The following is a 24,974-nucleotide window of genomic DNA, read 5'->3' as shown; positions in this document are numbered from 1 at the left end:
TCAGGGGCGCCGGGCGGCGCCGTCCGCCGTGAGGTAGTCGCTGATGGACGCGAGCCAGCGGGTGTACGCCCAGCTCGCGAACCGGTCGGGGAGGAGGCGGGTGAGGGGCGCCGGGTGGGCGTCGGTGGCCTCGGTCGCGGCCAGCCGAGCGATCCGGGACGCCTTGCGGGACCGCCCGCGCTCGTAGCGGCGCAGCGCGGCGGGCACGTCCGCCGGCTCCCCCTCCGCGAGGACCCGGGCCAGCGCCCACGCGTCCTCCAGGGCCTGGTTGGCGCCCTGCGCCTGGGTGGGCGGCATGGTGTGCGCCGCGTCCCCGACCAGCGTGCAGCGCCCCGCGCCCCAGACGTCCGGGACGCGGTGCCGGTGGTGCGGGAAGAACTCGACCTCCGCGTCGCCGACCGACGCCAGCACCTCCGGCACGGGCGCCGCCCAGTGCCCGAACCTGGCGCGCAGGTCGTCCAGGACGGACGGCGGCTCGGGCTCCCCCGGCCTCCAGCGGCGGTCGAACCACCACTGGAGCAGGTCCTCGCCCGCCGGCATCAGCCCGCACACGCCCTCCGCGCCGTTGATCAGCAGGCCGGTGCGCCCCGCCACCACGTCGATCGGCACGCGGCTCAGGCCCTGCCAGGTGGCCCAGCCGCTCGGCTCCGCCGGGTCGCGGCCCCACAGCGTCCGCCGCACGATCGAGCGGTGCCCGTCCGCGCCCACCAGCACGTCGCCGGTCGCCGTGCCGCCGTCGGCGAACTCGGCGCGGACGCCGTCCGCGTCGTGCGCGATGCCCGTGCAGGTGCGGCCGAACGCGACCGTCCCGTCCGGCAGGCCGGCCGCGAGACGTTCGACGAGGCGGCGGCGGGGGAGGGAGATGTTCGGGTACCCGTAGCGGCGGGCGGCGTGCGCGGTGCGCACGCTGATCAGCGTGCGGCCGGACGCGTCGCGCTGCTCGAGGACGTCGATGAGCGCGCCCACGCCGTCCAGTGAGGCGCCGAGCGCGGTGAGGGCGCCGGTGCCGTTGGCCCACAGCGTCAGCGCCGCGCCGGACGTGCGCAGCGCCGGCCCGCGCTCGTGGACCTCGACGTCGTGCCCGGCCGCGAGCAGGCCGCGCGCCGCCGCCAGGCCGCCGACGCCCGCGCCGATGACCAGCACCTTCATCCCGAGCCCCCCATCGCCAGGATCGCGCGGGCGGCTACGCGGCCGGTCCGGGCGCGCCCGTGCCCTCGGACGGGGCCGGGGGCGGGCCCGCGAGGCCGTGCAGGAGCAGGTCGGTGAGGGTGTCGACGACCTCGTCGTCGGAGCGCCCGGACTCCTCGGCGCCGCCCATGACGGCGTAGGCGAGCATCGACAGCAGCCCGCCGATCGCGGCGGCGACCAGCTCGGGGTCGCCCGGCAGCCGGTGCCCGCGTTCCCGCAGGTGGTCGAGGTGGTCGCGGAGGACGCGGGTGTCCTCGGTCAGGCGGCGCCACGCCTCGCCGGTGTTCGGCCCGGCGGCCATCGACGACTCGAACAGCGCGACCATCACGGCGCGGTCCGCGCGCATCATCCGCCATGGGACGTCGAGGTGGGCGCGGAGCTGGTCGCGGTCGGTGAGGTCGTGCGGGGGGTGCTCCTCCCCGGCGAACTCGCCGCGGGCCTGCTCGTGCCAGTCGGCGAGGAGGGCCCGCAGGAGGTCCTCCTTGCTCGTGAAGTGGTCGTAGAACGAGCCGGTCGCGCGGCCGGCGGCGGCCGTGATGTCGGTGATCTTCGTGTTCAGGTAGCCGTGCTCGGCGAACCGGCGCCGCGCGGCCTCCTTCAGCGCCGCCTGGGTCTGCGCCGCCTTCGCCTTGCGCACGCCCATGCCGTCCTCCGCTTGCGTCCCGCCGTACCGGCCCAGCATACTGAGCCGCGTTTCACCGAATACGGATTCGGTGAATGAAGATTCGTACCGGCCTACGCGGGCCTGTACTCGGTGTCCGGCACGGCGACGGCGGCGCCGGACGGGGCGCACGGCTTCAACATGGTGATGGCGCGCGCCGGGGCGTTGTTCTACGAGCGTGCGACGGGCTGGTTGTACGACTTCGACCCGGGTCGGGTGACTAGTCCGTGAATGACCTCGACATAGTCAATCCGGATGACCTCGGTAGACTGGACGGCTGGTACGCCTGACCCCGAACCGAGGAGCGCCCAAAACCGTGGCTCTTATCGTGCAGAAGTACGGTGGCTCCTCCGTCGCAGACGCCGAGTGCGTCAAGCGGGTCGCCCAGCGCATCGTCGCGACGAAGAAGGCGGGCAACGACGTCGTCGTCGTCGTCTCCGCCATGGGCGACACGACGGATGATCTCATCGACAAGGCCGAGCAGGTCAGCCCCCTGCCCCCGGCACGCGAACTGGACATGCTGCTCACCGCCGGCGAGCGCATCTCCATGGCGCTGCTGGCTATGGCCATCGCGAACCTGGGCCACGAGGCCCGGTCGTTCACCGGCTCCCAGGCGGGGGTCATCACGGACGGCACCCACGGCAAAGCCAAGATCATCGACGTGACCCCGGGACGCATCCGGACCGCGCTGGACGAGGGCTCGATCTGCATCGTCGCCGGTTTCCAGGGCGTCTCGCAGGGCACCAAGGACATCACCACCCTCGGCCGCGGCGGGTCCGACACCACCGCGGTGGCGCTGGCGGCGGCCCTGAGCGCCGACGTCTGCGAGATCTACTCCGACGTCGACGGCGTCTTCACCGCCGACCCGCGCATCGTGCCGGCCGCGCGGAAGGTGCCGAAGATCTCCTACGAGGAGATGCTGGAGATGGCGGCGAGCGGCGCGAAGATCCTGCATCTGCGCTGCGTGGAGTACGCGCGCCGCTACAACATCCCCATTCACGTGCGGTCCTCGTTCAGCCAGAAGGAAGGCACGTGGGTCGTCGACAGCAGCGAACTCGAAGGACAGGACATGGAGCAGGCGATCATCTCCGGCGTCGCGCACGACCGCAGCGAGGCCAAGATCACCGTGGTGGGGGTGCCCGACAAGGTCGGTGAGGCCGCCACGATCTTCACGGTGCTGTCCGACGCCGAGATCAACATCGACATGATCGTGCAGAACGTGTCGGCCGCGTCCACCGGGCGCACCGACATCTCGTTCACGCTGCCGGCCACGGACGGGCAGGCCGCGCTGTCGGCGCTCAACAAGGTCAAGGAGCGCATCGGCTTCGAGTCGCTGCGCTACGACGACCGCATCGGCAAGGTGTCGCTGATCGGCGCCGGGATGCGCTCGCACCCGGGCGTCACCGCCACGCTGTTCGCCGCCATCGCCGACGCGGGCGTGAACATCGAGATGATCTCCACCTCGGAGATCCGGATCTCCGTGGTCGTCGCGCAGGACGACCTCGACACCGCGGTCGCCTCGGCGCACCGCGCGTTCGACCTCGACTCCGAGCAGGTCGAGGCCGTCGTCTACGGAGGCACCGGCCGCTGACCCGGCCGCCGGTCGCCCGACGGGCCGCGCACCCGGACGTTCCGGGGGCGCGGCCCGTCGCCGTATCCGCCCGTGTTCGCCCGCATTCGGCCCGTGTCGTGTTTCCCGTGAAACATCGCGACCACCCGATAGACGCAAACATACGCATCACGCGCTACAGACGGTACGATAGGGAGTGATGGCGGAGAAAATGTACTCGGTCGAGGAGGTCGCCGACCTCCTCGGACTGCACGTGCGGACGGTGCGCGGCTACATCCGCGACGGACGCCTCAACGCCGTGCGCATCGGCAAGCAGTACCGGATCGCGCCCGCCGACCTCGAGGCGCTCACCGGGCGTCCGTCCGCACCCGCCGGACGGACGGGCGCGGGCGCGTCCGTCGAGGTGTCGAGCATCGTCGAGATCGACGGGGTCGACCGGGCCGCGGCGGACCGGCTGAGCACGCTCGTCCTCGCCGCCGCGAACACCGGCGCGGGCGCCGGCGGGAGCGCCGCGGACCGCCTGCGGATCCAGGCGGTGCACGACGCGGAGCGGCGGCGCCTGAAGTTCGTCGTCCTCGGCGGCGCGGGGCCGACCGCGGACGTGCTGCGCCTGCTCGAGAGCGTGCTCGGGGACGGCAACGACCTGCTGGAAGCGGAGGAGCACGATGGCTGACGAGATCGCGACCCGAGCCGGGACGAGCGTGCTGGTGTGCGACCCGGACGGGCCGGTGATCGCCACCGAGGCGGACGCGCTCGACCTGATCGGCGCCGCGTTCGCCGGGGCCGCCGTGGTGGCCGTGCCCGCGGACCGCCTGGACGAGCGGTTCTTCGCGCTCGGCACCCGCTTCGCGGGCGACGTCATGCAGAAGTTCGTCAACTACCGGATCCGGCTGGCCGTCGTCGGCGACATCTCCCGGCACCTGGAGGGGAGTTCGGCGCTGCGCGCCCTCGTCGCCGAGTCGAACACGGCCTCGCACATCTGGTTCGTCCCGGACCTGGACGCCCTCGACGACCGCCTGCGCGCGTCCGCCTGACCCGGCCGGGCGGGAGGGCTCAGGTGCGGGGCGTGACGAGCCCGATGTCGTAGGCGGTGATGACGGCCTGGATGCGGTCCCGGGCGCCGATCTTGGCGAGGACCTTGCCGACGTGCTTCTTGACGGTGGACTCGGTGAGCGCGAGGCGTTCGGCGATCTCGGCGTTCGTCCGGCCGGCGCCGATCGCGACGAGCACTTCGCGTTCGCGTTCGGTGAGCGTGCGCAGCCGCGGGTCGTCGACCGGGCCGGCGGGGCGCAGCACGCGGTGGGCGTGGGCGTCGAGCAGGCGGCGGGTGAGGCCGGGGGAGACGACGGCGTCCCCGGTGGCGACGGCGCGGATGCCCGCGATGAGCTCCTCGGGGCGGGCGTCCTTCAGCAGGAAGCCGCTCGCCCCGGCGCGCAGCGCCGCGTAGGCGTACTCGTCCAGGTCGAACGTGGTGAGGATGAGCACGCGGGACCGGCCGCCCGCGGCGACGATCCGGCGGGTGGCCTCGATGCCGTCCATGCCGGGCATGCGGACGTCCATCAGGACGACGTCGGGGCGCAGGTCGGCGGCCATCCGGACGGCCTCGGCGCCGTGCTCGGCCTCGCCGACGGCGGTGGTCCCGGGCGTGCCTTCCAGCAGCATGCGGAACCCGAGGCGCTGCAGGGCGTGGTCGTCGGCGATCAGGACGGTGGTCACGGGCGCTCCCCCGGTACTGGGGCGGCGGGTTCGCCGGGCACGGGCGCGTCGAGCAGCACGTCGACCGTCCAGCCGCCCCCGGCGCCGCGCGGTCCGGCGGTGACGGAGCCGCCGTACAGTGCGGCCCGCCGGCGGATGCCGGCCAGGCCGTGTCCCGGTTCGCCGTCCGGTGCCGGCCGCACCGGGCGTCCGGGCGGCGGCCCGGTGTCGGTGACCCGCACCCGGACCCGTCCGTCCCCGGCCTCCACGGCGACCTCCGCGCGGGCCCCCGGGCCGGCGTGCTTGAGCGTGTTCGTCAGCGCCTCCTGGACGATGCGGTAGACGGTGAGCTGCAGGCCGTCCCCGAGCGCGCCGAGGTCGCCCGCGGTGCGGTGGGCGGCGCTCAGCCCGGCGGCGCGGACCCGTCCGAGCAGAGCGTCCAGGTCACCGAGGCCGGGCTGCGGGACGAGCCGCGGGTCGGGCTCCCGTCCGGGCGGCGGGTCCGCCCGGACGGCGCCCGGCTCGTCCCGCAGGACGCCCAGGACGCGCCGCAGCTCCACCAGCGCCTGCCGGCCGGTGTCGCCGATGAGCCGCAGCGGTTCGGCGGCGCCCTCGCCCCGGTTCGCGGCGAGGGCGGCGGCCCCGTCCGCGAGGCCGACGATCACGGACAGGTTGTGGCCGACGATGTCGTGCATCTCCCGGGCGATCCGGGCGCGTTCGGCCGCGGCGGTCAGCCGGGCGCGCTGGTCGCGCTCGGTCTCCAGCCGGACGGCCCGGTCCTCCAGCGCGGCGGCGTACAGCCCGCCGATCCGGAAGATCAGGCCGAGCGCGACCGCGGCGGACGTCGTGCCCGTCAGCAGGATCAAGAACGGCACCCGGTAGGCGGCGAGGACGAACCAGCCCGACAGCCACACCCCGGTGACGGTGACCCCCGCCGCCGCGCCGAGCGCGCGCGGGGAACCGTGCAGCGCCAGGCTGTAGAGGGCGACGAGCAGGGCGAAGCCGCCCTGCGCCCACAGTCCTAGCGACCACTGGACCGGGCACGCCAGTGCGACCGCGGCGAAGGCGGCCGCCGGGGCCGTCCGGCGCCACCACAGCGGCGCGACGAGCAGGACCGCGAGCACGACCAGGCCGCCGAGCGGCAGGTCGGGACCCGGCGCGCTCGGGGCGCCTCCGGCGCGGACCAGGTCGGGCACGGCCGCGAGGGCGGCCAGCAGCACCACCGCGGTGTCGAGCCGCCGCGGGCGCCGCCGGTCGGCCCGCTGCAGGCGGTGCCGGGCGCGGAGCAGCCGCTGCAGGGCCGGGTGGCTCCCGGCGGGAACGAGCCAGGGGGGCGGCGCGGTCGCGGCCGTCCCGCCCGTCCCGTCCGGCCCGTCCGGCGTCGTCTGGGTGCTCATCGGATCATTGTCGCCGGTCGGCCCGTCAGACATCGGTACGGGCGAGGCGGACGGCCGCGCCCGCGACGGCCGCCGCCGTCCAGCAGGCGAGGACGGCCGCCCCCGCCCAGGGCCCGAGGAGGTCCGGTGCGGAGGGCGCGGCCGTCATGGCGCCGCCCGCGCTGCTCGGCAGGTACGGGCGGACGGCGTCCGGCAGTCCACCGGGCAGCAGCCCGATCAGCTCGGGGACGACGAGCAGGACGGCGACCAGGACGGCGATGGCGCCCGCGCTGTTGCGGACGAGCACGCCCAGCGCCACCGCGATCACGGCCACCAGCGACAGATGGACCGCCGCACCGGTCAGGCGCCGCGGCACGGCGGGCTCCGCGAGCGACGGGGCGTCCGCCTCCGGGGGCAGGGCGAGGCCGCCCAGCAGGAAGGACGCCGTCGCGGCGAGCACGGCGACGGCGAGGACGGCCCCGCCGTACACGGCGCACTTCGCCCACAGCACGGGCAGCCGCCGCGGCACCGCCGTCAGGGTGGCGCGGATCAGGCCGGTGCCGTACTCGCCGGCGGACCCCAGCGCCCCCAGCACGGCGACGGCCAGGACCGCGAACGGCATCCCGGTCAGCGCGATGGCGACCGCGTCGCGGGACCCGGGAACGGTCCCGTCCTCCGGCACGGCGGCGGGGTCGTAGCCGACCGCGTCGATCACCCCGATCGCGAGGAGCGCCGCGGCGGCCGCCGCGAGCCCGATCCGGCCGGAGCGCAGCGTCCACAGCTTCGACCACTCCGCGCGCAGCACCCGCGGCACCGTCACGTCGTGGACCGGCACGCTCGTCACGCGGCCTCCCCGGCGCCGGCGGGCGCGGCCCGGTACTCCACGGCCTCCCGGGTGAGGTCCATGAAGGCGTCCTCGAGGGACGCCTCCCGGTCGGTGAGCCGGTACAGCGGGATCCGGTGGCGGGCGGCGACGGCGCCGACCTCGCGGGCGGTCAGGCCCGAGACGGTCAACTCCTCCCCCGTGCCGGTGACGCCGACCCCCGGGCGGGTCAGCAGCGAGCGCAGCGCCGCCGGTTCGGTGGTCGCCACGGTCACGCCCCCGCCCCCGGCCCGCCGGACGAACGCGTCGACCGTGGTGTCGGCGAGCAGCCGCCCGCGCCCGACGATCACCAGGTGGTCGGCGGTCCGCGTCATCTCGCCCATCAGGTGGGACGACAGCAGCACCGTGCGGCCCTCGGCGGCCAGCCCGGTCAGCAGCCCGCGCATCCAGCGCACGCCCTCCGGGTCGAGGCCGTTGACCGGCTCGTCCAGCATGATGACCGCCGGGTCGCCCAGCAGGGCCGCCGCGATGCCGAGCCGCTGCCCCATGCCGAGGGAGAACCGCCCGGCGCGGTCCCCGGCCACGCTCTGCAGCCCGGTCATCTCGATGACGTCCAGCACCCGGCGGCGCGGGATGCCGTGGGTGTGCGCCAGGGACATCAGGTGGGCGAACGCGGTGCGCCCCGGGTGGGCCGACCGCGCGTCCAGCAGGACGCCGATCTCCCGCATCGGGGCGGTGTGCTCGGCGTGGCGCCGGCCGTTGACGGTGGCCGTTCCGCGGGTGGGGGCGTCGAGTCCGGCGATCACGCGCATGGTCGTGGACTTGCCCGCGCCGTTCGGCCCCAGGAACCCGGTCACCCGTCCGGGTTCGACGGTGAAGCTGAGATCGTCCACCGCCGTCTTCCTTCCGTAGCGCTTCGTCAGACCGCGTACTTCGATCACGACCGCCGTCCCCCGCCGGCCCCGGCGGTTCCGGGGCGGATGCGCCCGACGCTACGGGCGGATCACGGCCGCGGGCCGGGACCCGGGTCGACACCTCGGCGGCCCGCCCGGTACCGCGGTACCGGGCCGGGGCGGGACGGCGCCTTCGACCGGCATGCGCTCCACGGTCCTCGGGAGCCTGTGCCAACGGGCGGCGGGGCCGGTCTCGGCGCGCCGTTCAGCGGGGCATGGTGCGTTCGGGGCGCCGGCTCAGCCGGCGGACGGCTCGCGGCGTTCGGCGCGGAAGCGGGCGTCCCGGTCGAGTGTCGCGAGGACGGTGTTGACCAGGGCGATCGCCGCGAACGCGAGGGCGAGCGCGGGATGCCCGACGCCGAGGACGGCGAGGGCCGCGGCGGCGAAGACGGCCGCCTTCACCGGCAGGACGACCGGGAGCCCGGCGTCGTAGCGGGCCTTCGGGGCGGCGAACAGGCCCCAGAGGACGATCGCCGCGGCCGGCGCGGCGACGCCGAGCGCGATGCTCGCGAGCAGGCCATCGCCGGCCTCGAAGCCCCACCAGGCGAGCACGGCGAACGCCGCCATCTCGATGAGGAAGGCGAGGCCCTCGTTGGCGATGTGCACGGGCCCGGGAAGTCGCATTCGCGAAGTATGGCACCGTTGCGACCTGCACGGGCAGGGCGGGACCGGCCGTACGATCCAAGCGGGATCTCACAGAACGGTCGCGGTATGGGTGCTGGGCAGGGACGGGCGGACGTGTCGGACGAACCGGCCGTCGGCTGGTTCGAGGACGATCGGGACCGGCGCGCGCGCTGGCGCTCGGAGAGCGCGCCCCCGCCCCGCCGGGTGACGGTCGCCGACGACACGACGCGCGCGGACGACGCGTACCGGGCGGCGTGCGAGGGCACGGCGCTGCTGTGGCGGGGCGACTTCCAGAACGCCCGGCAGCTCGTGCAGGCGATCGCGCGCCGGATCGACGCGCCCGCGCGCAAGAAGAAGAAGGCGGAACCGTCCGGTGTGCAGGCGTTCCACCTGTTCCGGCAGGCACGGGCCCAGCGCGCGCGCACGCTCGGCATGGTGCTGGTGCCGGTCGAGGCCCGGCACGTGATCCCGCTGCGGCGGGCGCCGGACGTCCGGGACGCGTGCACGGAGGCGTACGGGCCGTCCGAGGAGCCGTACGTGGTGCCGCTGCGCGAGCTGCTCGGGGTGATCGGCGCGCACGAGTGGCGGCGCAAGGGCGTGCCCGTTCCCGCTCTCGGCGGCGACCGGATCCACCCGCACTACGGTGTGTTCTCACCTGTCCGGGGCGAGTACGTCGATCTCGTCGCGCGCGCGCCGATCCCGCCGGGCGTGACGTCCGCGTTCGACATCGGCACCGGTACGGGCGTGCTCGCGGCCGTCCTAGCAAGGCGTGGTGTGGGGCGGGTCGTCGCCACTGACCTCGATCCGCGCGCGCTTGCGTGTGCCCGGGAGAACGTCGAGCGGCTGCAGGTGCCGGTGGACGTCGTGCAGGCCGACCTTTACCCGGACGGACGCGCCGGTCTCGTCGTCTGCAATCCGCCGTGGCTCCCGGCGAAGCCCGCGACGCCGCTGGAACGCGCCGTCTACGACCCGGGCGGGCGGATGCTGCGCGGCTTCCTCGACGGGCTCGCCGGCCACCTCGAACCGGCCGGCGAGGGCTGGTTGATCCTGTCCGACCTGGCCGAACACCTCGGGCTGCGGACGCGGGACGACCTGACCGCCGCGTTCGCCGCCGCGGGCCTGCAGGTGGTCGACCGGCTCGACGCGGCGCCCGTCCATCCGAAGGCGGCCGACGCGGACGATCCGCTGCACGCCGCGCGGGCCGCCGAGGTCACGTCGCTGTGGCGCCTGCGGCATGACTCCGGTGGGCGGTCTCCGGGCCGATGACGCGCAGCAGTTCGAGCGCCTCCACCGAGCGCGACCCGGGCGGCGGCGCGTAGACGACGAGGCGCTGGTCCTCGGCGGGGGTCACCAGGACCTCCGCGTCGAACTCGACCGTCCCGATCTCCGGGTGCAGCACCCGCATCCGGCCGGTGCGGCGCACCGCGACCTCGTGCAGCTCCCACAGCCGGGTGAACGCGCCGCCGGTGCCGTGCAGCCGCTCGACCAGCGCGGCCGACGCGGCGTCGTGCCCGCGCCGCGCCACGGCGGCGCGCAGGTCGGCGACGTGCGCGCGGGCGATGCGCTCGTGGTCGTCCTCCGGGTAGGCGGCCCGGACGGACGGGTCGGTGAACCAGCGCCAGACGATGTTGCGGCCGTCCCCCTCGACCGTGCAGACGCAGCCGAACAGCGCCTCGGCCGCCGCGTTGTGCGCGAGGAGGTCCCCGAGGTCGCCGATGATCTGCGCGGGGGTGTCGCCGAGCCGGTCCAGCAGGTGCAGCAGGCCGGGCCGGACGTGCGCGCCGGCGAACGGCCCGGCGGGCGGCCGGTGCCCGGCGAGGACGTACAGGTGGTCGCGCTCGTCGGCGGTGAGCCGCAGCGCGCGGGCGAGCGCGCCGAGGAGCTGCCCGGACGGCTGCGGGCTGCGGGCCTGCTCCAGCCGCATGTAGTAGTCGGCGGACATGCCCGCGAGCTGCGCGACCTCCTCGCGGCGCAGGCCGGGCGTGCGGCGGCGCGGACCGGCGGGCAGGCCGACCTCCTGCGGGCGGAGCCGCTCGCGGGAGCGGCGGAGGAAGTCGGCGAGTTCGCGGCGGTCCATGTCCATGCGTCCATGATCGGTGATCGGCGGCGGCGGAGCCTGGGACCGGTTGTCCTAGCCAGGGCGGTCCGCTCCTCAACGCGCCGCGGGTCCGGCACCGTCGAGGGCATCGCAGGAACCACCCGGAAGGCGGACAAGATGCCCACGATCACCGTTGCCGACGCCCGTGTCCCGTACCGCGTCGAGGGGACGGGCCCCGCGCTCGTCCTCGTCCACGGCGTCGGCCCCGGCGCGGCCATGTGGGACGGGGTGCTCGACCGGTTCACGAGCCACCGCACCGTCGTCCTGCCCGACCTGTCCGGCGGCGACGCCGCCGCGGACGGCGGCGGGCCGCTCACCGTCGAGACGCTCGCCGCGCAGGTCGCGGCGGTCGTCGAGGACGCCGGCACCGGCCCGGCGGACGTCCTCGGGTTCTCGCTCGGCGCGCCCGTCGCGACCGCCGTCGCGGGGCTGTGGCCGGACCTCGTCCGGCGGCTGGTCGCGGTCGCGGGGGTCGCCGGGCCGGGCGACGAGTACGTCCGGCAGATGGTGGCGGCCTGGCTGGCGGTCGCGGGCGACGCGGAGGCGTTCGGCCGGTACTCGACGCTCCTCGCCTACAGCCGCGCGTTCATGAACCGGGCCGGGCGCGACGCGATCGAGCAGTCCCACGGGTTCATGCGCCCCACGCGGGACCGGCTTCGCCAGGTCGATCTGGTGGGGCGGGTCGACGTCCGGTCCCTGCTGCCGCGGGTCGCCGCGCCCACCCTCGTCGTGGGCGCCCGCGACGACGCGACGCTCCCGGTGGAGAACCACCGGGAGTTCTCCACCGGCATCGCGGGCGCCGAGTACGTCGAGCTGGAGAGCGGGCACGTGGTGATGGCGGAGCGCCCGGACGAGTTCCTCGAACACGTCGAGGAGTTCCTGTCCCGCCCGTGACGCCGGCCGGTCAGGCGCCGCTCGGCTCCTTGGGGGCGCCGAACGGGCCGGGCCCCGCGTGGAACAGGCCGATCGCGAGGACGCCCGCGGCCGCGGCCCCGAACGTCCAGCCGGGGTGCTCGTCCGGTCCGGCCCACGCGAGGAGCAGGACGGACGCCACCAGCCCGACCCAGCCGCCGATCAGGTTGGGGATCGGGCCGGTGCCGAACAGGTTCGGGTAGGACTGCCGGGTGATGCCGCGGACGAAGTGCGGGACGCCGTTGCCGCCCATCACCCCGCCGAGGAACCCGAGCACGATCGCGGACCACATCACTGGTCTCCCTGGGTCGTCGGCCGGTCGGCCGGTGGACCGGGGGCCGGGCGGCCGCCGGTCAGCAGCGGGATCAGGACGGCGTCCACCAGGTGCCGGACGAACGCGTCGTCGAGCGGCTCGCCGGTGACGAACAGCCGGGAGAACAGCATCGCCGAGCTGATCTCCACGAACAGCGCGGTGTCGACGTCCCCGGCGAGGTCGCCGCGCCGCACCGCCCGCTCGACGACCGTCCCGAACGCGGCCCGCTTGTCGTCGACGAGCCGGCCGCGGACGAGCGCGGCGAGCGCGGCGTCGCGGTGCATCGCGGTCATCAGCCCGAGGATCAGCGCTGCGTCCTGGGCCTCCAGGTTCGCGCGCATCAGCTCCAGCACGGCGACGAGGTCGCCGCGCAGCGACCCGGTGTCGGACGGGACGAGCGGGTCGCCGCCGGGTCCCTCGTGTCCGCCGCCGTGGGCGCGGACCGCGTCGACGACGAGTTCGGCCTTACCGGGCCAGCGCCGGTAGAGCGTCGCCTTGCTGGCCTGCGCGCGCGCCGCGACCGCCTCCATGGTGAGCCGGTCGTAGCCGACCTCGGCGAGCAGGCCGAGGGCCGCCGCCAGGATCGCCCCGGTGCGCACGTCGCCGCGTGGTGTCATCGCCGTCCTTCCGAAACGCTACCGTTTCGCACGGTACGGGGCCCGGCTAAGTGAACGCAAGCGTTTCGATGAAACCTGTCAGCGCGGCCAACAGGACAGGCCGCACCTGGCACCCCCGCGCGCGCGGCGAGCACGATGGGACCATGCGTCCCATCAACGAGCAGACGATCCTCATTACCGGCGCCACCGACGGGCTCGGCCGCGCCCTCGCCGCCGAACTCGCGGCCGAGGGCGCGCACGTCCTGGTGCACGGCCGCAGCGACGCCCGCGGCGAGGCCGCCTTGAAGGAGATCGGCGGCCGCGCGTCGTGGTATCGGGCCGACCTGTCGTCCCTCGTCGAGACCCGCGCGCTCGCCGAGGCCGTCCGCGCCGACCACCCGCGCCTGGACGTCCTGGTCAACAACGCGGGCATCGGCGGGCCCGGCGGCCGGGAGGTGAGCGCGGACGGGCACGAGCTGCGGTTCGCGGTGAACTACCTGTCCGGATACCTGCTGACCCGGCTGCTGCTGCCCGTGCTGATCTCCTCGGCGCCCGCCCGCGTCGTGAACGTCAGCAGCCTCGGGCAGCAGGCCATCGACTTCGACGACGTGATGCTCACCCGCGGCTACAGCCCGATCCGCGCCTACTGCCAGAGCAAGCTCGCCCAGATCCTGTTCACCGTCGACCTGGCCGCCGAACTGGACGGGACGGGCGTCACCGCGAACGCCCTGCACCCCGCCACGTACATGCCGACGAAGATGGTGTCGTCCCCGATCAGCACGCTGGAGGAAGGCGTCCGCGCCACCCGCCGCCTCGTCACCGACCCGGACCTGGACGGCGTCTCGGGCCGCTTCTTCGACGGGCTCGACGAGGCGCGCGCCGACGCCCAGGCCTACGACGCCGACGCCCGCGCCCGCCTGCGGGCCCTCTCCGACGACCTCACCAAGCCGTAGCCCGGCTCAGCGGACGAGCCGGAAGAACGCCCGGACGTCCGCGGTGAGCAGGTCGGGGATCTCCAGCGCCGGCAGGTGCCCGCCCCGGTCGAACTCCGTCCAGTGGACGACGTCGTGGTACCGCTCGGCGAGCCGCCGGACCGGACGGACGAGGTCGTGCGGCGACACGGCCACGCCGAGCGGCACCGGGCACGCGGGCAGCCCGCCCCGGCGGCCCGCGCTCTCCCGGTGCAGCCGCGACGACGACCCGGCCGTCCCGGTGAGCCAGTACAGCGTCACGGTCGTGAGCAGCCGGTCGTCGTCGACCCCGATCGCGGGGTCCGTCCAGGCGGTGACCCGGTCGGCGATCCACGCGAGCTGGCCCGCGGGGGAGTCGGCGAGGGAGTACGCGAGCGTCTGCGGGCGCGTGGACTGCATCTGCCAGTACCCGGCCGGATCGGACACGTACTCCTTCTGCCCGGCGAGGCGCTCCAGGTCGTCCTCTGGGAGGCCCTCGGTGTCCCCAGGGGGCGACGGCAGGTAGTTCGTGTGGACGCCCACCACGCGGTCTGGGGCGACACCGGCCAGCCCTAGCGAGACCGGCCAGCCCCAGTCACCGCCCTGCGCCCCGTACCGGACGTACCCAAGACGATCCATCAGCTCGGCCCAAGCGCGCGCTATGCGTCCCACGTCCCACCCGGTGTCGGGCGTCGGCCCGGACAGCGTGAACCCCGGCAGGGACGGGACGACCACATGGAACGCGTCGGCCGGATCGCCGCCGTGCGCGCGCGGGTCGGTGAGCGGCCCGAGCATGTCGAGGAAGTCGGCGGACGCGCTCGGCCACCCGTGCGTGACGATCAGCGGGAGCGCGTCCGGCTCGGGGGAGCGGACGTGGAAGAAGTGCACGTTCGCGCCGTCGATCTCGGTCGTGAACTGCGGGAACCCGTTGATCCGCGCCTCGTGGGCACGCCAGTCGAAGCCCGTGCGCCAGTACTCGACGAGTTCCTTCATGCGCTCCAGCGGGACGCCGCGCTCCCAGCCGGCGCCCGACGGCTCGTCCGGCCACCGGACGCGGTCCAGCCGGGCCGCGAGGTCGTCGAGGTCGCGCTGCGGGACGTCCAGCGTGTACGGGGTGATCTCAGGCATGTGCGGCCTCCCAGATCGGGTCGCCCTGGACCCGGGTGATGCGCCAGCCGTCCGCCGTCCGGGCGGCCCGCAGGTCGTAGCGTTCGCCGAGCAGGTGCGGGCCGTCCTCGCGGACGAAGACGACCAGCAGGTTCGCCGTCACCCGCACCCCGTCGCCGTCCGGTTCGAACCGGTGGTCGGTGATGAAGTGCTGCGTCGGCACGGTGTGGTTCCGGCTCGCCTGCCGGACGAGCGCGTCCCGTCCCCGCGCGACGCCGCCGGGGGTGTGCGCCTCGGCGTCCTCGGTGAAGACGCTCGCGGCGTCGTCGAAGGTCTTGTCGTCCAGCCAGCGCCCCAGCCGGGTGACCAGGTCGGTGAGCTCGATGCGGTCGCGGGCGTCCATGGGCAATCCATTCATTGGCACTCCCAACGTTGGCTGAGCCAACAATAACCAATCGTTGGCGATACCAACAACCCCTTAGACTGGTCCGCGTGAACACCGCCGACTCCGGGCCGCTCGACCGCGTCCACCGCCTGCCCAGCTGGCTGATCGCCCAGGCGTCCGCGCACAGCCACCGCCTGGTGTCCGACGCCTTCGCCGCCGCCGGTTCCCGCGGGTACCACTACCGGCTGCTCGCCGCCCTCGACCAGTTCGGCCCGGGAAGCCAGGCCGAACTCGGCCGCCGCACCGGCATCGACCGCAGCGACGTCGTCGCCGCCCTCAACGAACTCGCCGCCGAGCACCTCGTCGAGCGCGCCCCCGACCCCGCCGACCGGCGCCGCAACATCGTCACCCTCACCCCGGACGGCGCCCGCCGCCTGCGGCACCTCGACACCGTCGTCGCCGGCGTCCAGCACGACCTCCTCGCCCCGCTCTCCCCCGCCGACCGCGACCGGCTCGTCGACCTGCTCGCCCGCCTCGTCGACCACCACGCGAAAACCGGCTGACATCCACCGGCCGAACCGACACGATCGAGCGCCCACGACCAGCGAGGAGCCGCCCATGCCCGTCCGTTTCGTCGAACTCCCCGAGACCGCGCTCCGCGCGCTCGTCGACGGCGACCTCGACCGCGCCTCCGCCGCCGCGGGCGTCGCGCTCACCGACTACTTCCTGACCGACGACGCCAAGAGCGTCTGGCGGCGCCGCCTCGACCAGCTCGACCGCGACCCGGCGGACGCGCCCTGGATCGCCCGCGCCGCCGTCGCCGAACCGGACGGCGTCGTCGTCGGGCACGCGGGCTACCACGGGGCGCCCGACGAGAACGGCACCGTCGAGATCGCCTACTCCGTCGACCCCGCGCACCGCCGCCGCGGCCACGCCCGGGCGATGCTCGCCGCGCTCCTCGACCGGGCCGCCGCCGAACCGTCCGTCCGCACCGTCCGCGCGTCGATCAGCCCCGACAACGCGGGATCGCTCGCGGCGATCGCCGGGCAGGGCTTCGTCCACGTCGGCGAGCAGTGGGACGAAGAGGACGGCCGCGAACTGCTCTTCGAACGCCCCGCTTGACCTCAAGTTAACTTGAGCCCCCACCATCGGGGCATGGACCACCTCGAGATCGGCGTCATCCTCCCCGGCATCGACGTGCAGCGCCGGGACGGCATCACCCTGCGGGACGCGGCCCGGCACGCCGAGGCGGCCGGCCTCGACGGCGTGTGGCACGGCGACCACCTCGCCGTCGGCCGCCCCACCCTGGACGCGACCCTCGCCCTCGCCGCCGCCGCGACCGCCACCGAACGGATCACGATCGGCACGAGCGTGTTCGTCCCCGCCGTCCGTCCCCTGGCCTGGGCCGCCAAGCAGATCGCGACGCTCCAGTACCTCTCCGCCGGGCGCCTCGTCCTCGGCGTCGGCTCCGGCGGCGGCCCCGACCAGTGGGCCGCCGCCGGGGTGCCGTACGCCGAACGCGGCCGCCGCACCGACACCGCCCTCGACCTGCTCCCCCGCATCCTCGCCGGCGAGACCACGCCCCTGCACGACGTGCCCGTCGACCCGTCCCCGGCGGTGCCGATGCCGCCGGTGTGGGTCGGCAACGCCTCCCCGGCCGCGATCCGGCGCGCCGCCCGGCGCGGCGACGGCTGGTTCCCGTCCCTGATCTCCCCCGCGAGGTCGCCGAGGGCCGCGCCGTCCTCGCCGACCTGGCCGCCGAGCACGACCGGCCCGTCCCGACCGTCGCGATCGGCGGCACGTCCGCCCTAGGCACCGGCCCCGGCGTCCCGACCCGCGACGAGCTCGCCGCCGGCATCGCGAACGCCTACGGCCGCCCACCGGCCGACGTCGCCGACCTCCCCCTAACCGGCGCCCCCGCCCGCGCCGCCGAACGCCTCACCGAGTACCGCGCCGCGGGCGCCCGCCACGCCGTCATCGGCGTCTCCGGCAGCGACTGGCGCACCCAGGTCGACCTCCTAGCCGAAACCCGCACCCTCCTCCACTGACCCCACCCCTCGCCCCGAGCAGACCCCCGGCGAGAAACCCCAACGTCAGCCGACGAACAACGGCCAAAGCGCCCACATCCTCAAGGACCACAAGTAGGTAAGCGGTGCCCTCAGGCACGGCGTCCTCGGACTCCCGGCAACCGAGCCACGACGCACGCCTCCGAACGAACAAATGAACACAACCCCAGCCCCACCCCGGCCACAGCGGACCCAAACCACTGCGATTGCGAGCGAAGCCAAGTTCGAGCGAAGCGAGAACTTGATCGCGCAGCGAGCCCCTGGGCGAGTCGGAGCGATGCAGCAATCGCACGCAAGGCCCGTTGAAGGAAGGCCGCCTAGCGGCCTGACGCCGAGGGCCTTGCAATAAACAAGTGGGGTTTTGTCTACCTCGATCGGCGTGCTGGGCCCATCTGCGGGGGCGTCCGGGGTCCGTAGCTTCGTTTCCGGAGGCGCTCCGCGAGGGGGCGCACGGGCGGAAGGCGGAATCGATGTTCGGACGCAAGACCGCGCCCCCGGCGGACGGGTCGGGTGAGGCCCTGCGACTCGAGGGCGTTCGGAAGATTTACGGCACCGGCGACGGCCGGGTGGCGGCGTTGGACGGGGTGTCGCTGTCGCTGCCCGCGGGGTCGTTCACCGCGGTGATGGGCCCGTCGGGAAGCGGGAAGAGCACGCTGCTGCAGTGCGCCGCGGGGCTGGACCGTCCGACGGAGGGGCGGATCCTGGTGGACGGCGCGGAGCTGGCGGGCGAGACCGAGGCGGCGCTCACCCGGTTCCGCAGGGAGCGGATCGGGTTCGTGTTCCAGCACTTCAACCTTCTTCCCACGCTGACCGTCATGCAGAACGTGACGTTGCCGCTGAAGCTGGCGCGGCGGCCGGTCGATCGGGGGCGGGCCGCGGACGTCCTGCGGCGGGTCGGGCTCGGCGAGCGGCTCGGGCATCTGCCGGCGGAGCTGTCCGGCGGGCAGCAGCAGCGGGTGGCGATCGCGCGGGCGCTCGTGGCCCGGCCCCGCGTCCTGTTCGCGGACGAGCCGACGGGGGCGCTCGACACCCGGAGCGCCCGCGAGGTCCTCGCGCTGCTGCGGGAGACCGTCCGGGTGGACGGGCAGACGATCGTGATGGTCACGCACGACCCGGTCGCGGCGGCCCACGCGGACGCCGTCCTCTACTTGGCGGACGGGCGGATCGTGGGGCACCAGACGGCGCCGACGGCCGAGGCCGTCGCCGAGCGGATGACGCACCTGGCCGACGAGGTCGAGCGGCAGCGCGTCCCGTCGGGGGTGGCGGGACGATGACCGCCCTGGCACTGCGCTCGCTGCGCAAGCGGGCCGGCGCGTTCACCGCGAGCTTCCTCGCGCTGTTCCTCGGCGCGACGATCCTGATGGGGTTCGCGTCGATGCTGGACACGGCGTCCGGCACCAGCGGGACGGCCCACGAGACGCTGGTCACGATGGCGAGCGTCGTCGGCGGGTGGGGGCTGCTGCTGGTGGTCTTCGCGGTGACGTCGACGCTGACGCTGTCGGTGCGGCAGCGGTCCGCGGAGATGGCGCTGCTCAAGAGCATCGGCGCGACGCCCGCGCAGCTCACCCGCATGATCACGGGCGAGGCCGCGGTGCTCGCCGTGGTCGCGTCGCTGCTCGCGATCGGCCCGGCCGTCCTCGCCGGGCGCGGCCTGCTCGCGCTGCTGCACGACACCGGGCAGGTCCCGGGGAGCGTGCCGCACGCCTTCGGCCCGGCCGCGATCTCGATGGGCGTCGGCATCACGTTCGTCTCGGCCGTCGGCGCCGCGCTGCTCACCGCGCGCCGGCTGGCCCGCGGCCGGATCGCCGACACGCTCGCCGGGACGGACTCCGGGCGGCTCACGAAGAAGCGCATCGCCTTCGCGGGGCTCTTCTTCGCGGTCGCGCTCAGCGAGGTGGTCGTCACCGTGACGGTGATGAAGGACGAGGGCAGCGGCGCCATGGCCACCTCCGGGCAGGCCGACATCTTCGCCGCGCTCGGCCTGGCGCTGCTCGCCCCCGCGATCGTGCGGCGCACGGCGTCCGTCCTGGCCGGTCCGCTGCGCCGGTTCGGCGGCGCCGCGGGCGACCTGGCGGTCACCGGGATGCTGCGCCGGACGAGCACGATGGCCGCCGCCGTCACCCCGGTGATCCTGTTCACCGGCATCGCGGTCGGCACCCTCTACCTGCAGTCCACCGAGAACGCCGCCGTGGCGGCCGCGGGGGTCGTCAAGACCGCCGAGGACAAGAACATCGAGACGCTGAACTTCGTGGTGATCGGCATGGTCGTCGTCTTCGCGGCGATCATGCTGGTGAACACGCTGGTCGCGGCGACCGCGCACCGCCGCCGCGAGTTCGGCCAGACCCGCCTCGCCGGCGCGACGCCCCGCCAGGTCATGGGCACGGTCGCCGTCGAGTCGGTCGTGCTGACCGTGATCGGCGTGGCGTGCGGGTCGGTCGCCTCGCTGTTCACGATCGTCCCGTTCAGCCTGGTCCGCGTCGACTCGCCGATGCCGGAGGGCGACGTGTGGACGTTCGCCGGGGTCGTCGCGCTCGCCGCGGTCCTCACCGGCGCGACCGTCGCCGCGTCGACCCGCCGCGTCCTGCGCACCCCCGCGATCGAGGCCGTCGCGGCCTGACCCGGCACGGTCCGTCCCCCGCAGGCGCCTCCTGCGGGGGACGAACCGTCGGTTCAGCTCGCCTTCACCGAGCCGCCGTCGATCAGGTACTCGGCGCCGACGATGTTGCCCGCGACGTCCGACAGCAGGAACGCGATCAGCGCCGCGACCTCGCCGGGCTCGGTGATGCGGCCGGTGGTGATCCCGGCCGCGGCCGGCATCCCCTCCAGCAGGGCGGCGTGCTCCACCCCGAACGCCGCGGCCATCTTGCCGCCGAAGCCGTCCGGGTCCTCCCAGATGGCGGTGCGGACCACGCCGGGCGACACCGTGTTCACGCGCACCCCCTGCGGCCCGAACTCCTCGGCGAGCGACTTGCCCACCGCGGTGAGCGCCGCCTTCGCCGCGCTGTAGGCGACCGGACCGGCGGCGGGCATCCGCGCGTTCATGGACGACACGTTGACGATCGACCCGCGCCGCTCGAGCAGGCTCGGCAGCGCCGCGCGCGTCACCCGGACGGCGCTCATCAGGTTGACGTCGAAAATCGAGCCCCACGCGGCGTCGTCGACGTCGAGGAACCCGCCGGGCTCGACGGCGTCCCCGCCGCCGACGTTGTTCACCAGCAGGTCGATGCCGCCCAGTTCGGCGAACGCCTCGTCCATGAGGGCGGCGACGCCGTCGGCCGTGCTCAGGTCGGCCGCCACCGCGTGCGCCCCGGTCTCCTCCAGTTCGGGCGTGATCGTGCGGGCGACGCCGACAACGCGCACGCCCTCGTCCACCAGGGTCCGGACGGTCGCGAGGCCGATGCCCCGGCTGGCACCGGTGACGACGGCGGTCTTCGAGTCGAGGTTCAGCTGCATGACGTCTCCTTTTTGAACTACAGGTACAAAATTAGGGCGGAAAAAATCGGCGGACGAACCGCCGTGCGAAACCTCAGAGGGAGTCGATCACCCCGTCGATCACCCGGTCGAGCCGTTCGGGCCCCTCGGCGACACGGGCCAGCAGCCGCAGGCCCACGACCGTGTTCACCAGCAGGCTGGCGAGCGCGGCCGCGTCGCGCTCGGGCGCGATCTCCCCCGCCCGCCGCCCCTCCTCGACCGCCGTGCGGAAGGCCGCCTCGGTCCGGTCGAGCATCCGCCGGACGAGCTCGCTCGCCTCCGGGTCACCGCGCCCCAGCTCGGCCGCCGTGTTCACGGCCATGCAGCCGCGCCGGCCCTCGTCCGCGAGGTCCATCGCCACGAGCATCTCCAGCGCCCCGCGCAGCCGCTCCTTCACCGGCCCCGGACGCTCGAGCAGCTCGACGAGCGCGGCGGCCTGGTCGTCCCGGTACCGCCGGAGCGCCCGCTCGAACAGGCCGTGCTTGCTGCCGAAGGCGTTGTAGAGGCTGCCCTTGCCGATCCCGATCGCGTCGACCAGGTCCTGCGGGGTCGTCCCGGCGTAGCCCTTCCGCCAGAACACCTGCATCGCCCGCTCGACCGCGACGTCCGGATCGAACTGCTTCGGCCTTCCCATGCCCGGAACGGTACACGATTCTTGACCTGTAGGTCAAGAACACGTCCCGGCATGCGGCGATCCCCTCCCGGGCGAACTCCGCCCCCTAGGCTGCACGTACCGAACCCGGTTCGATTCTCAGGAGGGGATCCACGATGCAGCAGCGCGCTCTGGGCCGTCAGGGCCTGGTCACCTCGGCCATCGGCTACGGCGCGATGGGCATCTCGCTCGCCTACGGCCCCGGCGACGACGCCGAGGGCGCCGCCGCCATCCGCCGCGCCCACGAACTGGGCGTCACCCACTTCGACACCGCCGAACTGTACGGCTGGGGCGCCAACGAGAAGATCGTCGGACGGACCGTCGCCCCCTTCCGCGACGAGATCACCATCGCGACCAAGTTCGGCTTCACCCGCGAGATGGGCACCGACTCGCGCCCCGACCACATCCGCGACGTCCTCGACAACAGCCTGCGCCACCTGGGCGTCGACCACGTGGACGTCCTCTACCAGCACCGCGTCGACCCCGACGTGCCCATCGAGGACGTCGCCGGAACCGTCAAGGAGCTCATCGAGGCCGGCAAGGTCAGGTACTTCGGCCTGTCCGAGGCCGGGCCGCAGACCATCCGCCGCGCCCACGCCGTCCAGCCCGTCTCGGTCCTGCAGACCGAGTACTCCCTGTTCGAGCGCGACGTCGAGGAGCTCTTCCCCGTCCTGCGCGAACTCGGCATCGGCTTCGTCGCCTACTCCCCGCTCGGCCGCGGCTTCATCACCGGCACCGCCAAGCCCGCCGGAAGCTACGACGCGACCGACATGCGCAACCACGACCCCCGCTGGCAGCCCGGCAACTACGAGAAAAACCTCGACGCCGTCCACCGCCTCACCGAACTGGCCGCGGCCAAGGACGCCACCGTCGCCCAGCTCGCCCTCGCCTGGATCCTCGCCCAGGGCGACGACATCGTGCCGATCCCCGGCACCCGCAGCGCCGCCCGGGTGGAGGAGAACAACGCCGCCGCCGACCTCCGGCTCACCCCCGCCGACCTGGACGCCGTCGCCGGGATCCTGCCCACCGGCGGCTTCGGCGCCCGCTACGCCGAAGGCGCCCTCCCCACCTGGATCTGACCCGCCCGCCCGGCCCCTGCCCCGCCTCCGCGGGCGCAGGGGCACGCTCGTCCGCTACTGGGCCATGTCGACGAACCGGCTGTAGTGGCCCTGGAAGGCGACGGTCACGGTCGCGGTCGGGCCGTTACGGTGCTTGGCGACGATCAGGTCGGCCTCACCGGCCCGCGGCGACTCCTTCTCGTACGCGTCCTCCCGATGCAGCAGGATCACCATGTCCGCGTCCTGCTCGATGCTGCCCGATTCGCGAAGGTCGGACACCATGGGCTTTTTGTCCGTTCGCTGTTCGGGGCCTCGGTTGAGCTGCGACAGCGCGATGACGGGGACGCCGAGTTCCTTCGCGAGCAGCTTCAGCGACCGGGAGAACTCCGACACCTCGACCTGGCGGCTCTCCACCCGCTTCCCGGACGTCATCAGCTGCAGGTAGTCGATGATCACCAGGCGCAGGTCGTGCTGCTGCTTCAGCCGCCGGCACTTCGCCCGGATCTCCATCATCGACATGTTGGGGGAGTCGTCGATGAACAGCGGCGCCTCGGCGACCTCGCTCATCCGCCGCGCGAGGCGCGTCCAGTCCTCGTCCTGCATCGTGCCGGACCGCATCGCGTGCAGCGCCACCCGCGCCTCCGCCGACAGCAGCCGCATCGTGATCTCGTTGCGGCCCATCTCCAGGCTGAAGAACGCCGACGTCAGCCCGTGCTTGATCGACGCCGCCCGCGCGAAGTCGAGCGCGAGCGTCGAGTTGTGCGTCGGGACGCACGAGCGCCCCGCCAGGTACATGTGGTCGTCGTTGTCGACCTGGACGCACCGCACCGGCACGCTCGGCACCGGCCGCACGTCCACGATGCGGCGGGCCTGCGCGTCGCCGAGGACGACCCGGTGGGCGCGGCCGTCGTCGGCGGGTTCGACGGTGGCGCGTCCGCCGAGGCTTACGAGGAGTTCGTGGACGGCGTGCGCGAGGCGCTCGTCCGCGAGCGTCAACCGGACGCGGCCGTCCTCCCCCGTGCTCGCCGCCGTGTCGAGCAGGCCGTCCAGCAGGGCCCGGCGCTGCTCGACGGACGCGCGCAGGCAGGCGTCCGGCAGGTGCGCCGCGCGCCCGGCGCCGAGGCGGAGGCCGAGGAGGTAGGGGTCGGCGGGGAGGTCGGCTTCGGGGAGGTCGAAGGGCGCCGCGACCTCGACCGTGTGGGCGAGCCCGTCGCGGTGGAGGGTGGCGAGGATGTCCGCCGTCGTGCGGATCGCCGTCCGTTCGGCGGTGCGGCGCGGGTCGGGACCGCTCGGCGCGCAGACGCCGAACTGGCGGCTGATCGTGCCGATCGCCGGGCCCGGCTCGGCGCCGCGGAGCAGCCCGCCCGGCCGGAGCCGGAGGTGCCCTGCCGGGGAGGGGCGGCAGACGGCGCGGGCGGTGGTGCGCCACTGGTGTTCGGCGTCGGCGACGATGACCTCGCCGTCGGAGAACTCGACCTCGTAGCAGGGGCGGCCGTGCATCACCTCGGTGGCGGCGACGACCCGGGTCGGCCTGCCGTCGGCGCCGATCAGGCGGTCGCCGACCCGGACCTCGCCCATGGTCGTCCAGCCCGTGGGGGTCGGCAGGGGGGTGTCCAGCGCCAGCGCCTTTCCCATGGCGGGGCGGGCGGCCACGACGATCATCTGGCCGGGGTGGAGGCCGTTGGTGAGGGCGTCGAGGTCGGCGAAGCCGGTGGGGCAGCCGACCATCTGGCCGCCGCGGCTGCCGATCGCCTCGATCTCGTCCAGCGCGCCGGGCATGATCTCGCTGAGGGGCACGTAGTCCTCGCCGGCGCGCTTCTCGGCGATGGCGAAGACCTCGGCCTGGGCGCGGTCGAGGACCTCGTCGGCGTCGGCGCCGTCGGCGGCGTAGCCCATCTGGACGATGCGGGTGCCGGTCTCGACGAGGCGGCGCAGCACGGCGCGCTCGTGGACGATCTTGGCGTAGTAGCCCGCGTTGGCGGCGGTGGGCACCGAGGAGATCAGCGTGTGCAGGTACGGGGCGCCGCCGATGCGGTTGATCTCGCCGTTCTTGGTCAGCTCGCCCGAGACGGTGACGGCGTCGGCGGGGTCGCCGCGGCCGTAGAGGTCGAGGACGACGTCGTAGATGATCTGGTGCGCGGGCCGGTAGAAGTCGGAGGTGCGCAGGACCTCGATGACCTCGGCGATGGCGTCCTGGGAGAGCAGCATGCCGCCGAGGACGCCCTGTTCGGCGGCGATGTCGTGCGGGGGAGTGCGTTCGAACTCCTGCTCATGAGGCCCGAGGTCGGACACGCTCACGGCTGCACCCCCTTCATCTCGGACGGCGGCGGCCCCGTCCGCGCGACGCCCGTGCGTCTCAGGTCTATCCGAGGCGTCGGACATTCTCCCGACCGCGGCGGGCGGGGAGCAAAGCGGCCTGTGGACAACTCTGTGGACAACCTGTGCAAACACGCCGTGGAGCTTGTGCACGACCTGT

Annotated in this window: 27 protein-coding genes; 12 read left to right on the top strand and 15 right to left on the bottom strand. The window is 74.3% G+C overall.

Annotation, left to right across the window (positions count from 1 at the left end; translation table 11 throughout):
• Both AB0L25_RS16945 and AB0L25_RS16940 read right to left on the bottom strand, forming a co-directional pair.
• A complete protein-coding gene (locus AB0L25_RS16945) occupies positions 1–1,149 on the bottom strand; it encodes an FAD-dependent oxidoreductase (RefSeq protein ID WP_500172969.1) in 1,149 nt (382 codons plus the stop codon).
• 34 nt (positions 1,150–1,183) lie between these two features.
• Complete coding sequence (locus AB0L25_RS16940; RefSeq protein ID WP_500172967.1) at positions 1,184–1,831, bottom strand: TetR/AcrR family transcriptional regulator; 648 nt, start codon at positions 1,829–1,831, stop codon at positions 1,184–1,186.
• 334 nt (positions 1,832–2,165) lie between these two features.
• On the opposite strand from AB0L25_RS16940, the gene AB0L25_RS16935 reads away from it, so the two are divergent.
• From AB0L25_RS16935 to AB0L25_RS16925, 3 genes are all read left to right on the top strand, one after another.
• Positions 2,166–3,440 carry an aspartate kinase gene (locus AB0L25_RS16935; protein ID WP_500172965.1) on the top strand — a complete coding sequence of 425 codons (1,275 nt, stop codon included), beginning with the start codon at positions 2,166–2,168 and terminating at the stop codon, positions 3,438–3,440.
• A 178-nt stretch (positions 3,441–3,618) separates the two neighbouring features.
• Positions 3,619–4,092, top strand: coding sequence for a helix-turn-helix domain-containing protein (locus AB0L25_RS16930; RefSeq protein WP_500172963.1), 474 nt, complete (start codon positions 3,619–3,621; stop codon positions 4,090–4,092).
• A complete protein-coding gene (locus AB0L25_RS16925; RefSeq protein ID WP_500172961.1) occupies positions 4,085–4,453 on the top strand; it encodes a DUF4180 domain-containing protein in 369 nt (122 codons plus the stop codon). Before AB0L25_RS16930 ends, AB0L25_RS16925 begins: the two co-directional genes overlap by 8 nt.
• 19 nt (positions 4,454–4,472) lie before the next feature.
• Here the strand turns inward: AB0L25_RS16925 and AB0L25_RS16920 are convergent, their stop codons facing one another.
• The 5 genes from AB0L25_RS16920 to AB0L25_RS16900 all read right to left on the bottom strand — a co-directional run bounded on the left by AB0L25_RS16920 (position 4,473) and on the right by AB0L25_RS16900 (position 8,890).
• On the bottom strand, positions 4,473–5,135 hold the full coding sequence (locus AB0L25_RS16920; protein ID WP_500172959.1) for a response regulator: 663 nt from the start codon (positions 5,133–5,135) through the stop codon (positions 4,473–4,475).
• Entirely contained in the window at positions 5,132–6,511 is a 1,380-nt protein-coding gene (locus AB0L25_RS16915; protein ID WP_500172957.1) for a sensor histidine kinase, read from the bottom strand. Before AB0L25_RS16915 ends, AB0L25_RS16920 begins: the two co-directional genes overlap by 4 nt.
• Before the next feature lie 25 nt (positions 6,512–6,536).
• A complete protein-coding gene (locus AB0L25_RS16910) occupies positions 6,537–7,334 on the bottom strand; it encodes an ABC transporter permease subunit (RefSeq protein WP_500172955.1) in 798 nt (265 codons plus the stop codon).
• Positions 7,331–8,254, bottom strand: coding sequence for an ABC transporter ATP-binding protein (locus AB0L25_RS16905; RefSeq protein ID WP_500172952.1), 924 nt, complete (start codon positions 8,252–8,254; stop codon positions 7,331–7,333). Before AB0L25_RS16905 ends, AB0L25_RS16910 begins: the two co-directional genes overlap by 4 nt.
• Before the next feature lie 249 nt (positions 8,255–8,503).
• The gene (locus AB0L25_RS16900; protein WP_500172950.1) at positions 8,504–8,890 is read right to left on the bottom strand and encodes a YrdB family protein; all 387 of its coding nucleotides are present in this window, start codon (positions 8,888–8,890) and stop codon (positions 8,504–8,506) included.
• An 87-nt stretch (positions 8,891–8,977) separates the two neighbouring features.
• On the opposite strand from AB0L25_RS16900, the gene AB0L25_RS16895 reads away from it, so the two are divergent.
• Entirely contained in the window at positions 8,978–10,156 is a 1,179-nt protein-coding gene (locus AB0L25_RS16895; protein ID WP_500172948.1) for a methyltransferase, read from the top strand.
• On the opposite strand, the gene AB0L25_RS16890 is transcribed toward AB0L25_RS16895, so the two are convergent.
• Positions 10,101–10,973 (bottom strand): helix-turn-helix transcriptional regulator, encoded by an 873-nt coding sequence (locus AB0L25_RS16890; protein ID WP_500172946.1) that lies wholly within the window; start codon positions 10,971–10,973, stop codon positions 10,101–10,103. The genes AB0L25_RS16895 and AB0L25_RS16890 overlap by 56 nt on opposite strands.
• Before the next feature lie 132 nt (positions 10,974–11,105).
• Between AB0L25_RS16890 and AB0L25_RS16885 the strand changes: the two genes are divergently transcribed.
• Positions 11,106–11,882 (top strand): alpha/beta fold hydrolase, encoded by a 777-nt coding sequence (locus AB0L25_RS16885; protein WP_500172944.1) that lies wholly within the window; start codon positions 11,106–11,108, stop codon positions 11,880–11,882.
• A gap of 10 nt (positions 11,883–11,892) precedes the next feature.
• Here the strand turns inward: AB0L25_RS16885 and AB0L25_RS16880 are convergent, their stop codons facing one another.
• Together AB0L25_RS16880 and AB0L25_RS16875 are read right to left on the bottom strand one after the other, a co-directional pair.
• Positions 11,893–12,192 carry a hypothetical protein gene (locus tag AB0L25_RS16880; protein ID WP_500172942.1) on the bottom strand — a complete coding sequence of 100 codons (300 nt, stop codon included), beginning with the start codon at positions 12,190–12,192 and terminating at the stop codon, positions 11,893–11,895.
• The gene (locus AB0L25_RS16875; protein WP_500172940.1) at positions 12,192–12,830 is read right to left on the bottom strand and encodes a TetR/AcrR family transcriptional regulator; all 639 of its coding nucleotides are present in this window, start codon (positions 12,828–12,830) and stop codon (positions 12,192–12,194) included. Before AB0L25_RS16875 ends, AB0L25_RS16880 begins: the two co-directional genes overlap by 1 nt.
• Positions 12,831–12,973: 143 nt before the next feature.
• Here AB0L25_RS16875 and AB0L25_RS16870 point away from each other — a divergent pair, with 143 nt between their 5' ends.
• The gene (locus tag AB0L25_RS16870) at positions 12,974–13,762 is read left to right on the top strand and encodes an SDR family NAD(P)-dependent oxidoreductase (protein WP_500172938.1); all 789 of its coding nucleotides are present in this window, start codon (positions 12,974–12,976) and stop codon (positions 13,760–13,762) included.
• Between the two features lie 6 nt (positions 13,763–13,768).
• Here the strand turns inward: AB0L25_RS16870 and AB0L25_RS16865 are convergent, their stop codons facing one another.
• Together AB0L25_RS16865 and AB0L25_RS16860 are read right to left on the bottom strand one after the other, a co-directional pair.
• A complete protein-coding gene (locus tag AB0L25_RS16865; protein ID WP_500172935.1) occupies positions 13,769–14,887 on the bottom strand; it encodes an epoxide hydrolase family protein in 1,119 nt (372 codons plus the stop codon).
• Positions 14,880–15,269, bottom strand: a complete 390-nt coding sequence (locus AB0L25_RS16860; RefSeq protein WP_500172933.1) for a nuclear transport factor 2 family protein — start codon at positions 15,267–15,269, stop codon at positions 14,880–14,882. Before AB0L25_RS16860 ends, AB0L25_RS16865 begins: the two co-directional genes overlap by 8 nt.
• An 89-nt stretch (positions 15,270–15,358) precedes the next feature.
• On the opposite strand from AB0L25_RS16860, the gene AB0L25_RS16855 reads away from it, so the two are divergent.
• The 5 genes from AB0L25_RS16855 to AB0L25_RS16835 all read left to right on the top strand — a co-directional run bounded on the left by AB0L25_RS16855 (position 15,359) and on the right by AB0L25_RS16835 (position 19,934).
• A complete protein-coding gene (locus AB0L25_RS16855; RefSeq protein ID WP_500172931.1) occupies positions 15,359–15,814 on the top strand; it encodes a MarR family winged helix-turn-helix transcriptional regulator in 456 nt (151 codons plus the stop codon).
• A gap of 55 nt (positions 15,815–15,869) precedes the next feature.
• The gene (locus AB0L25_RS16850) at positions 15,870–16,373 is read left to right on the top strand and encodes a GNAT family N-acetyltransferase (protein ID WP_500172929.1); all 504 of its coding nucleotides are present in this window, start codon (positions 15,870–15,872) and stop codon (positions 16,371–16,373) included.
• 33 nt (positions 16,374–16,406) lie between these two features.
• Positions 16,407–17,063: an LLM class flavin-dependent oxidoreductase gene (locus tag AB0L25_RS16845; RefSeq protein WP_500172927.1), complete on the top strand. Its 657-nt coding sequence runs from the start codon at positions 16,407–16,409 to the stop codon at positions 17,061–17,063.
• 724 nt (positions 17,064–17,787) lie between these two features.
• Complete coding sequence (locus AB0L25_RS16840; protein ID WP_500172925.1) at positions 17,788–18,591, top strand: ABC transporter ATP-binding protein; 804 nt, start codon at positions 17,788–17,790, stop codon at positions 18,589–18,591.
• On the top strand, positions 18,588–19,934 hold the full coding sequence (locus AB0L25_RS16835) for an ABC transporter permease (RefSeq protein WP_500172923.1): 1,347 nt from the start codon (positions 18,588–18,590) through the stop codon (positions 19,932–19,934). The genes AB0L25_RS16840 and AB0L25_RS16835 overlap by 4 nt, the downstream gene beginning before the upstream one ends.
• A gap of 53 nt (positions 19,935–19,987) precedes the next feature.
• Here the strand turns inward: AB0L25_RS16835 and AB0L25_RS16830 are convergent, their stop codons facing one another.
• Both AB0L25_RS16830 and AB0L25_RS16825 read right to left on the bottom strand, forming a co-directional pair.
• Entirely contained in the window at positions 19,988–20,770 is a 783-nt protein-coding gene (locus AB0L25_RS16830) for an oxidoreductase (RefSeq protein ID WP_500172921.1), read from the bottom strand.
• Positions 20,771–20,843: 73 nt separating this feature from the next.
• Positions 20,844–21,422 (bottom strand): TetR/AcrR family transcriptional regulator, encoded by a 579-nt coding sequence (locus tag AB0L25_RS16825; protein WP_500172919.1) that lies wholly within the window; start codon positions 21,420–21,422, stop codon positions 20,844–20,846.
• 134 nt (positions 21,423–21,556) lie between these two features.
• On the opposite strand from AB0L25_RS16825, the gene AB0L25_RS16820 reads away from it, so the two are divergent.
• Complete coding sequence (locus AB0L25_RS16820) at positions 21,557–22,519, top strand: aldo/keto reductase (protein WP_500172917.1); 963 nt, start codon at positions 21,557–21,559, stop codon at positions 22,517–22,519.
• 54 nt (positions 22,520–22,573) lie between these two features.
• On the opposite strand, the gene dnaB is transcribed toward AB0L25_RS16820, so the two are convergent.
• On the bottom strand, positions 22,574–24,796 hold the full coding sequence (gene dnaB, locus AB0L25_RS16815) for a replicative DNA helicase (RefSeq protein ID WP_500172915.1): 2,223 nt from the start codon (positions 24,794–24,796) through the stop codon (positions 22,574–22,576).
• Positions 24,797–24,974: the final 178 nt, after the last annotated feature.

It is taken from the genome of Spirillospora sp. NPDC052242, assembly GCF_040679555.1.
In the GTDB taxonomy this organism is placed as follows: domain Bacteria; phylum Actinomycetota; class Actinomycetes; order Streptosporangiales; family Streptosporangiaceae; genus Spirillospora.
Note: the sequence above shows the minus strand (reverse complement) of the source record. Positions and strands in the feature narration are given on the sequence as shown.

What these genes read in the sequence shown, in the direction of transcription:
- AB0L25_RS16945 (WP_500172969.1), bottom strand. Translation starts at nt 1,149, where the DNA reads ATGAAGGTGCTGGTCATCGGCGCGGGCGTCGGCGGCCTGGCGGCGGCG.
- AB0L25_RS16940 (WP_500172967.1), bottom strand. Translation starts at nt 1,831, where the DNA reads ATGGGCGTGCGCAAGGCGAAGGCGGCGCAGACCCAGGCGGCGCTGAAG.
- AB0L25_RS16930 (WP_500172963.1), top strand. Translation starts at nt 3,619, where the DNA reads ATGGCGGAGAAAATGTACTCGGTCGAGGAGGTCGCCGACCTCCTCGGA.
- AB0L25_RS16925 (WP_500172961.1), top strand. Translation starts at nt 4,085, where the DNA reads ATGGCTGACGAGATCGCGACCCGAGCCGGGACGAGCGTGCTGGTGTGC.
- AB0L25_RS16915 (WP_500172957.1), bottom strand. Translation starts at nt 6,511, where the DNA reads ATGAGCACCCAGACGACGCCGGACGGGCCGGACGGGACGGGCGGGACG.
- AB0L25_RS16900 (WP_500172950.1), bottom strand. Translation starts at nt 8,890, where the DNA reads ATGCGACTTCCCGGGCCCGTGCACATCGCCAACGAGGGCCTCGCCTTC.
- AB0L25_RS16895 (WP_500172948.1), top strand. Translation starts at nt 8,978, where the DNA reads ATGGGTGCTGGGCAGGGACGGGCGGACGTGTCGGACGAACCGGCCGTC.
- AB0L25_RS16890 (WP_500172946.1), bottom strand. Translation starts at nt 10,973, where the DNA reads ATGGACATGGACCGCCGCGAACTCGCCGACTTCCTCCGCCGCTCCCGC.
- AB0L25_RS16885 (WP_500172944.1), top strand. Translation starts at nt 11,106, where the DNA reads ATGCCCACGATCACCGTTGCCGACGCCCGTGTCCCGTACCGCGTCGAG.
- AB0L25_RS16880 (WP_500172942.1), bottom strand. Translation starts at nt 12,192, where the DNA reads ATGTGGTCCGCGATCGTGCTCGGGTTCCTCGGCGGGGTGATGGGCGGC.
- AB0L25_RS16875 (WP_500172940.1), bottom strand. Translation starts at nt 12,830, where the DNA reads ATGACACCACGCGGCGACGTGCGCACCGGGGCGATCCTGGCGGCGGCC.
- AB0L25_RS16870 (WP_500172938.1), top strand. Translation starts at nt 12,974, where the DNA reads ATGCGTCCCATCAACGAGCAGACGATCCTCATTACCGGCGCCACCGAC.
- AB0L25_RS16865 (WP_500172935.1), bottom strand. Translation starts at nt 14,887, where the DNA reads ATGCCTGAGATCACCCCGTACACGCTGGACGTCCCGCAGCGCGACCTC.
- AB0L25_RS16860 (WP_500172933.1), bottom strand. Translation starts at nt 15,269, where the DNA reads ATGGACGCCCGCGACCGCATCGAGCTCACCGACCTGGTCACCCGGCTG.
- AB0L25_RS16850 (WP_500172929.1), top strand. Translation starts at nt 15,870, where the DNA reads ATGCCCGTCCGTTTCGTCGAACTCCCCGAGACCGCGCTCCGCGCGCTC.
- AB0L25_RS16845 (WP_500172927.1), top strand. Translation starts at nt 16,407, where the DNA reads ATGGACCACCTCGAGATCGGCGTCATCCTCCCCGGCATCGACGTGCAG.
- AB0L25_RS16840 (WP_500172925.1), top strand. Translation starts at nt 17,788, where the DNA reads ATGTTCGGACGCAAGACCGCGCCCCCGGCGGACGGGTCGGGTGAGGCC.
- AB0L25_RS16835 (WP_500172923.1), top strand. Translation starts at nt 18,588, where the DNA reads ATGACCGCCCTGGCACTGCGCTCGCTGCGCAAGCGGGCCGGCGCGTTC.
- AB0L25_RS16830 (WP_500172921.1), bottom strand. Translation starts at nt 20,770, where the DNA reads ATGCAGCTGAACCTCGACTCGAAGACCGCCGTCGTCACCGGTGCCAGC.
- AB0L25_RS16825 (WP_500172919.1), bottom strand. Translation starts at nt 21,422, where the DNA reads ATGGGAAGGCCGAAGCAGTTCGATCCGGACGTCGCGGTCGAGCGGGCG.
- AB0L25_RS16820 (WP_500172917.1), top strand. Translation starts at nt 21,557, where the DNA reads ATGCAGCAGCGCGCTCTGGGCCGTCAGGGCCTGGTCACCTCGGCCATC.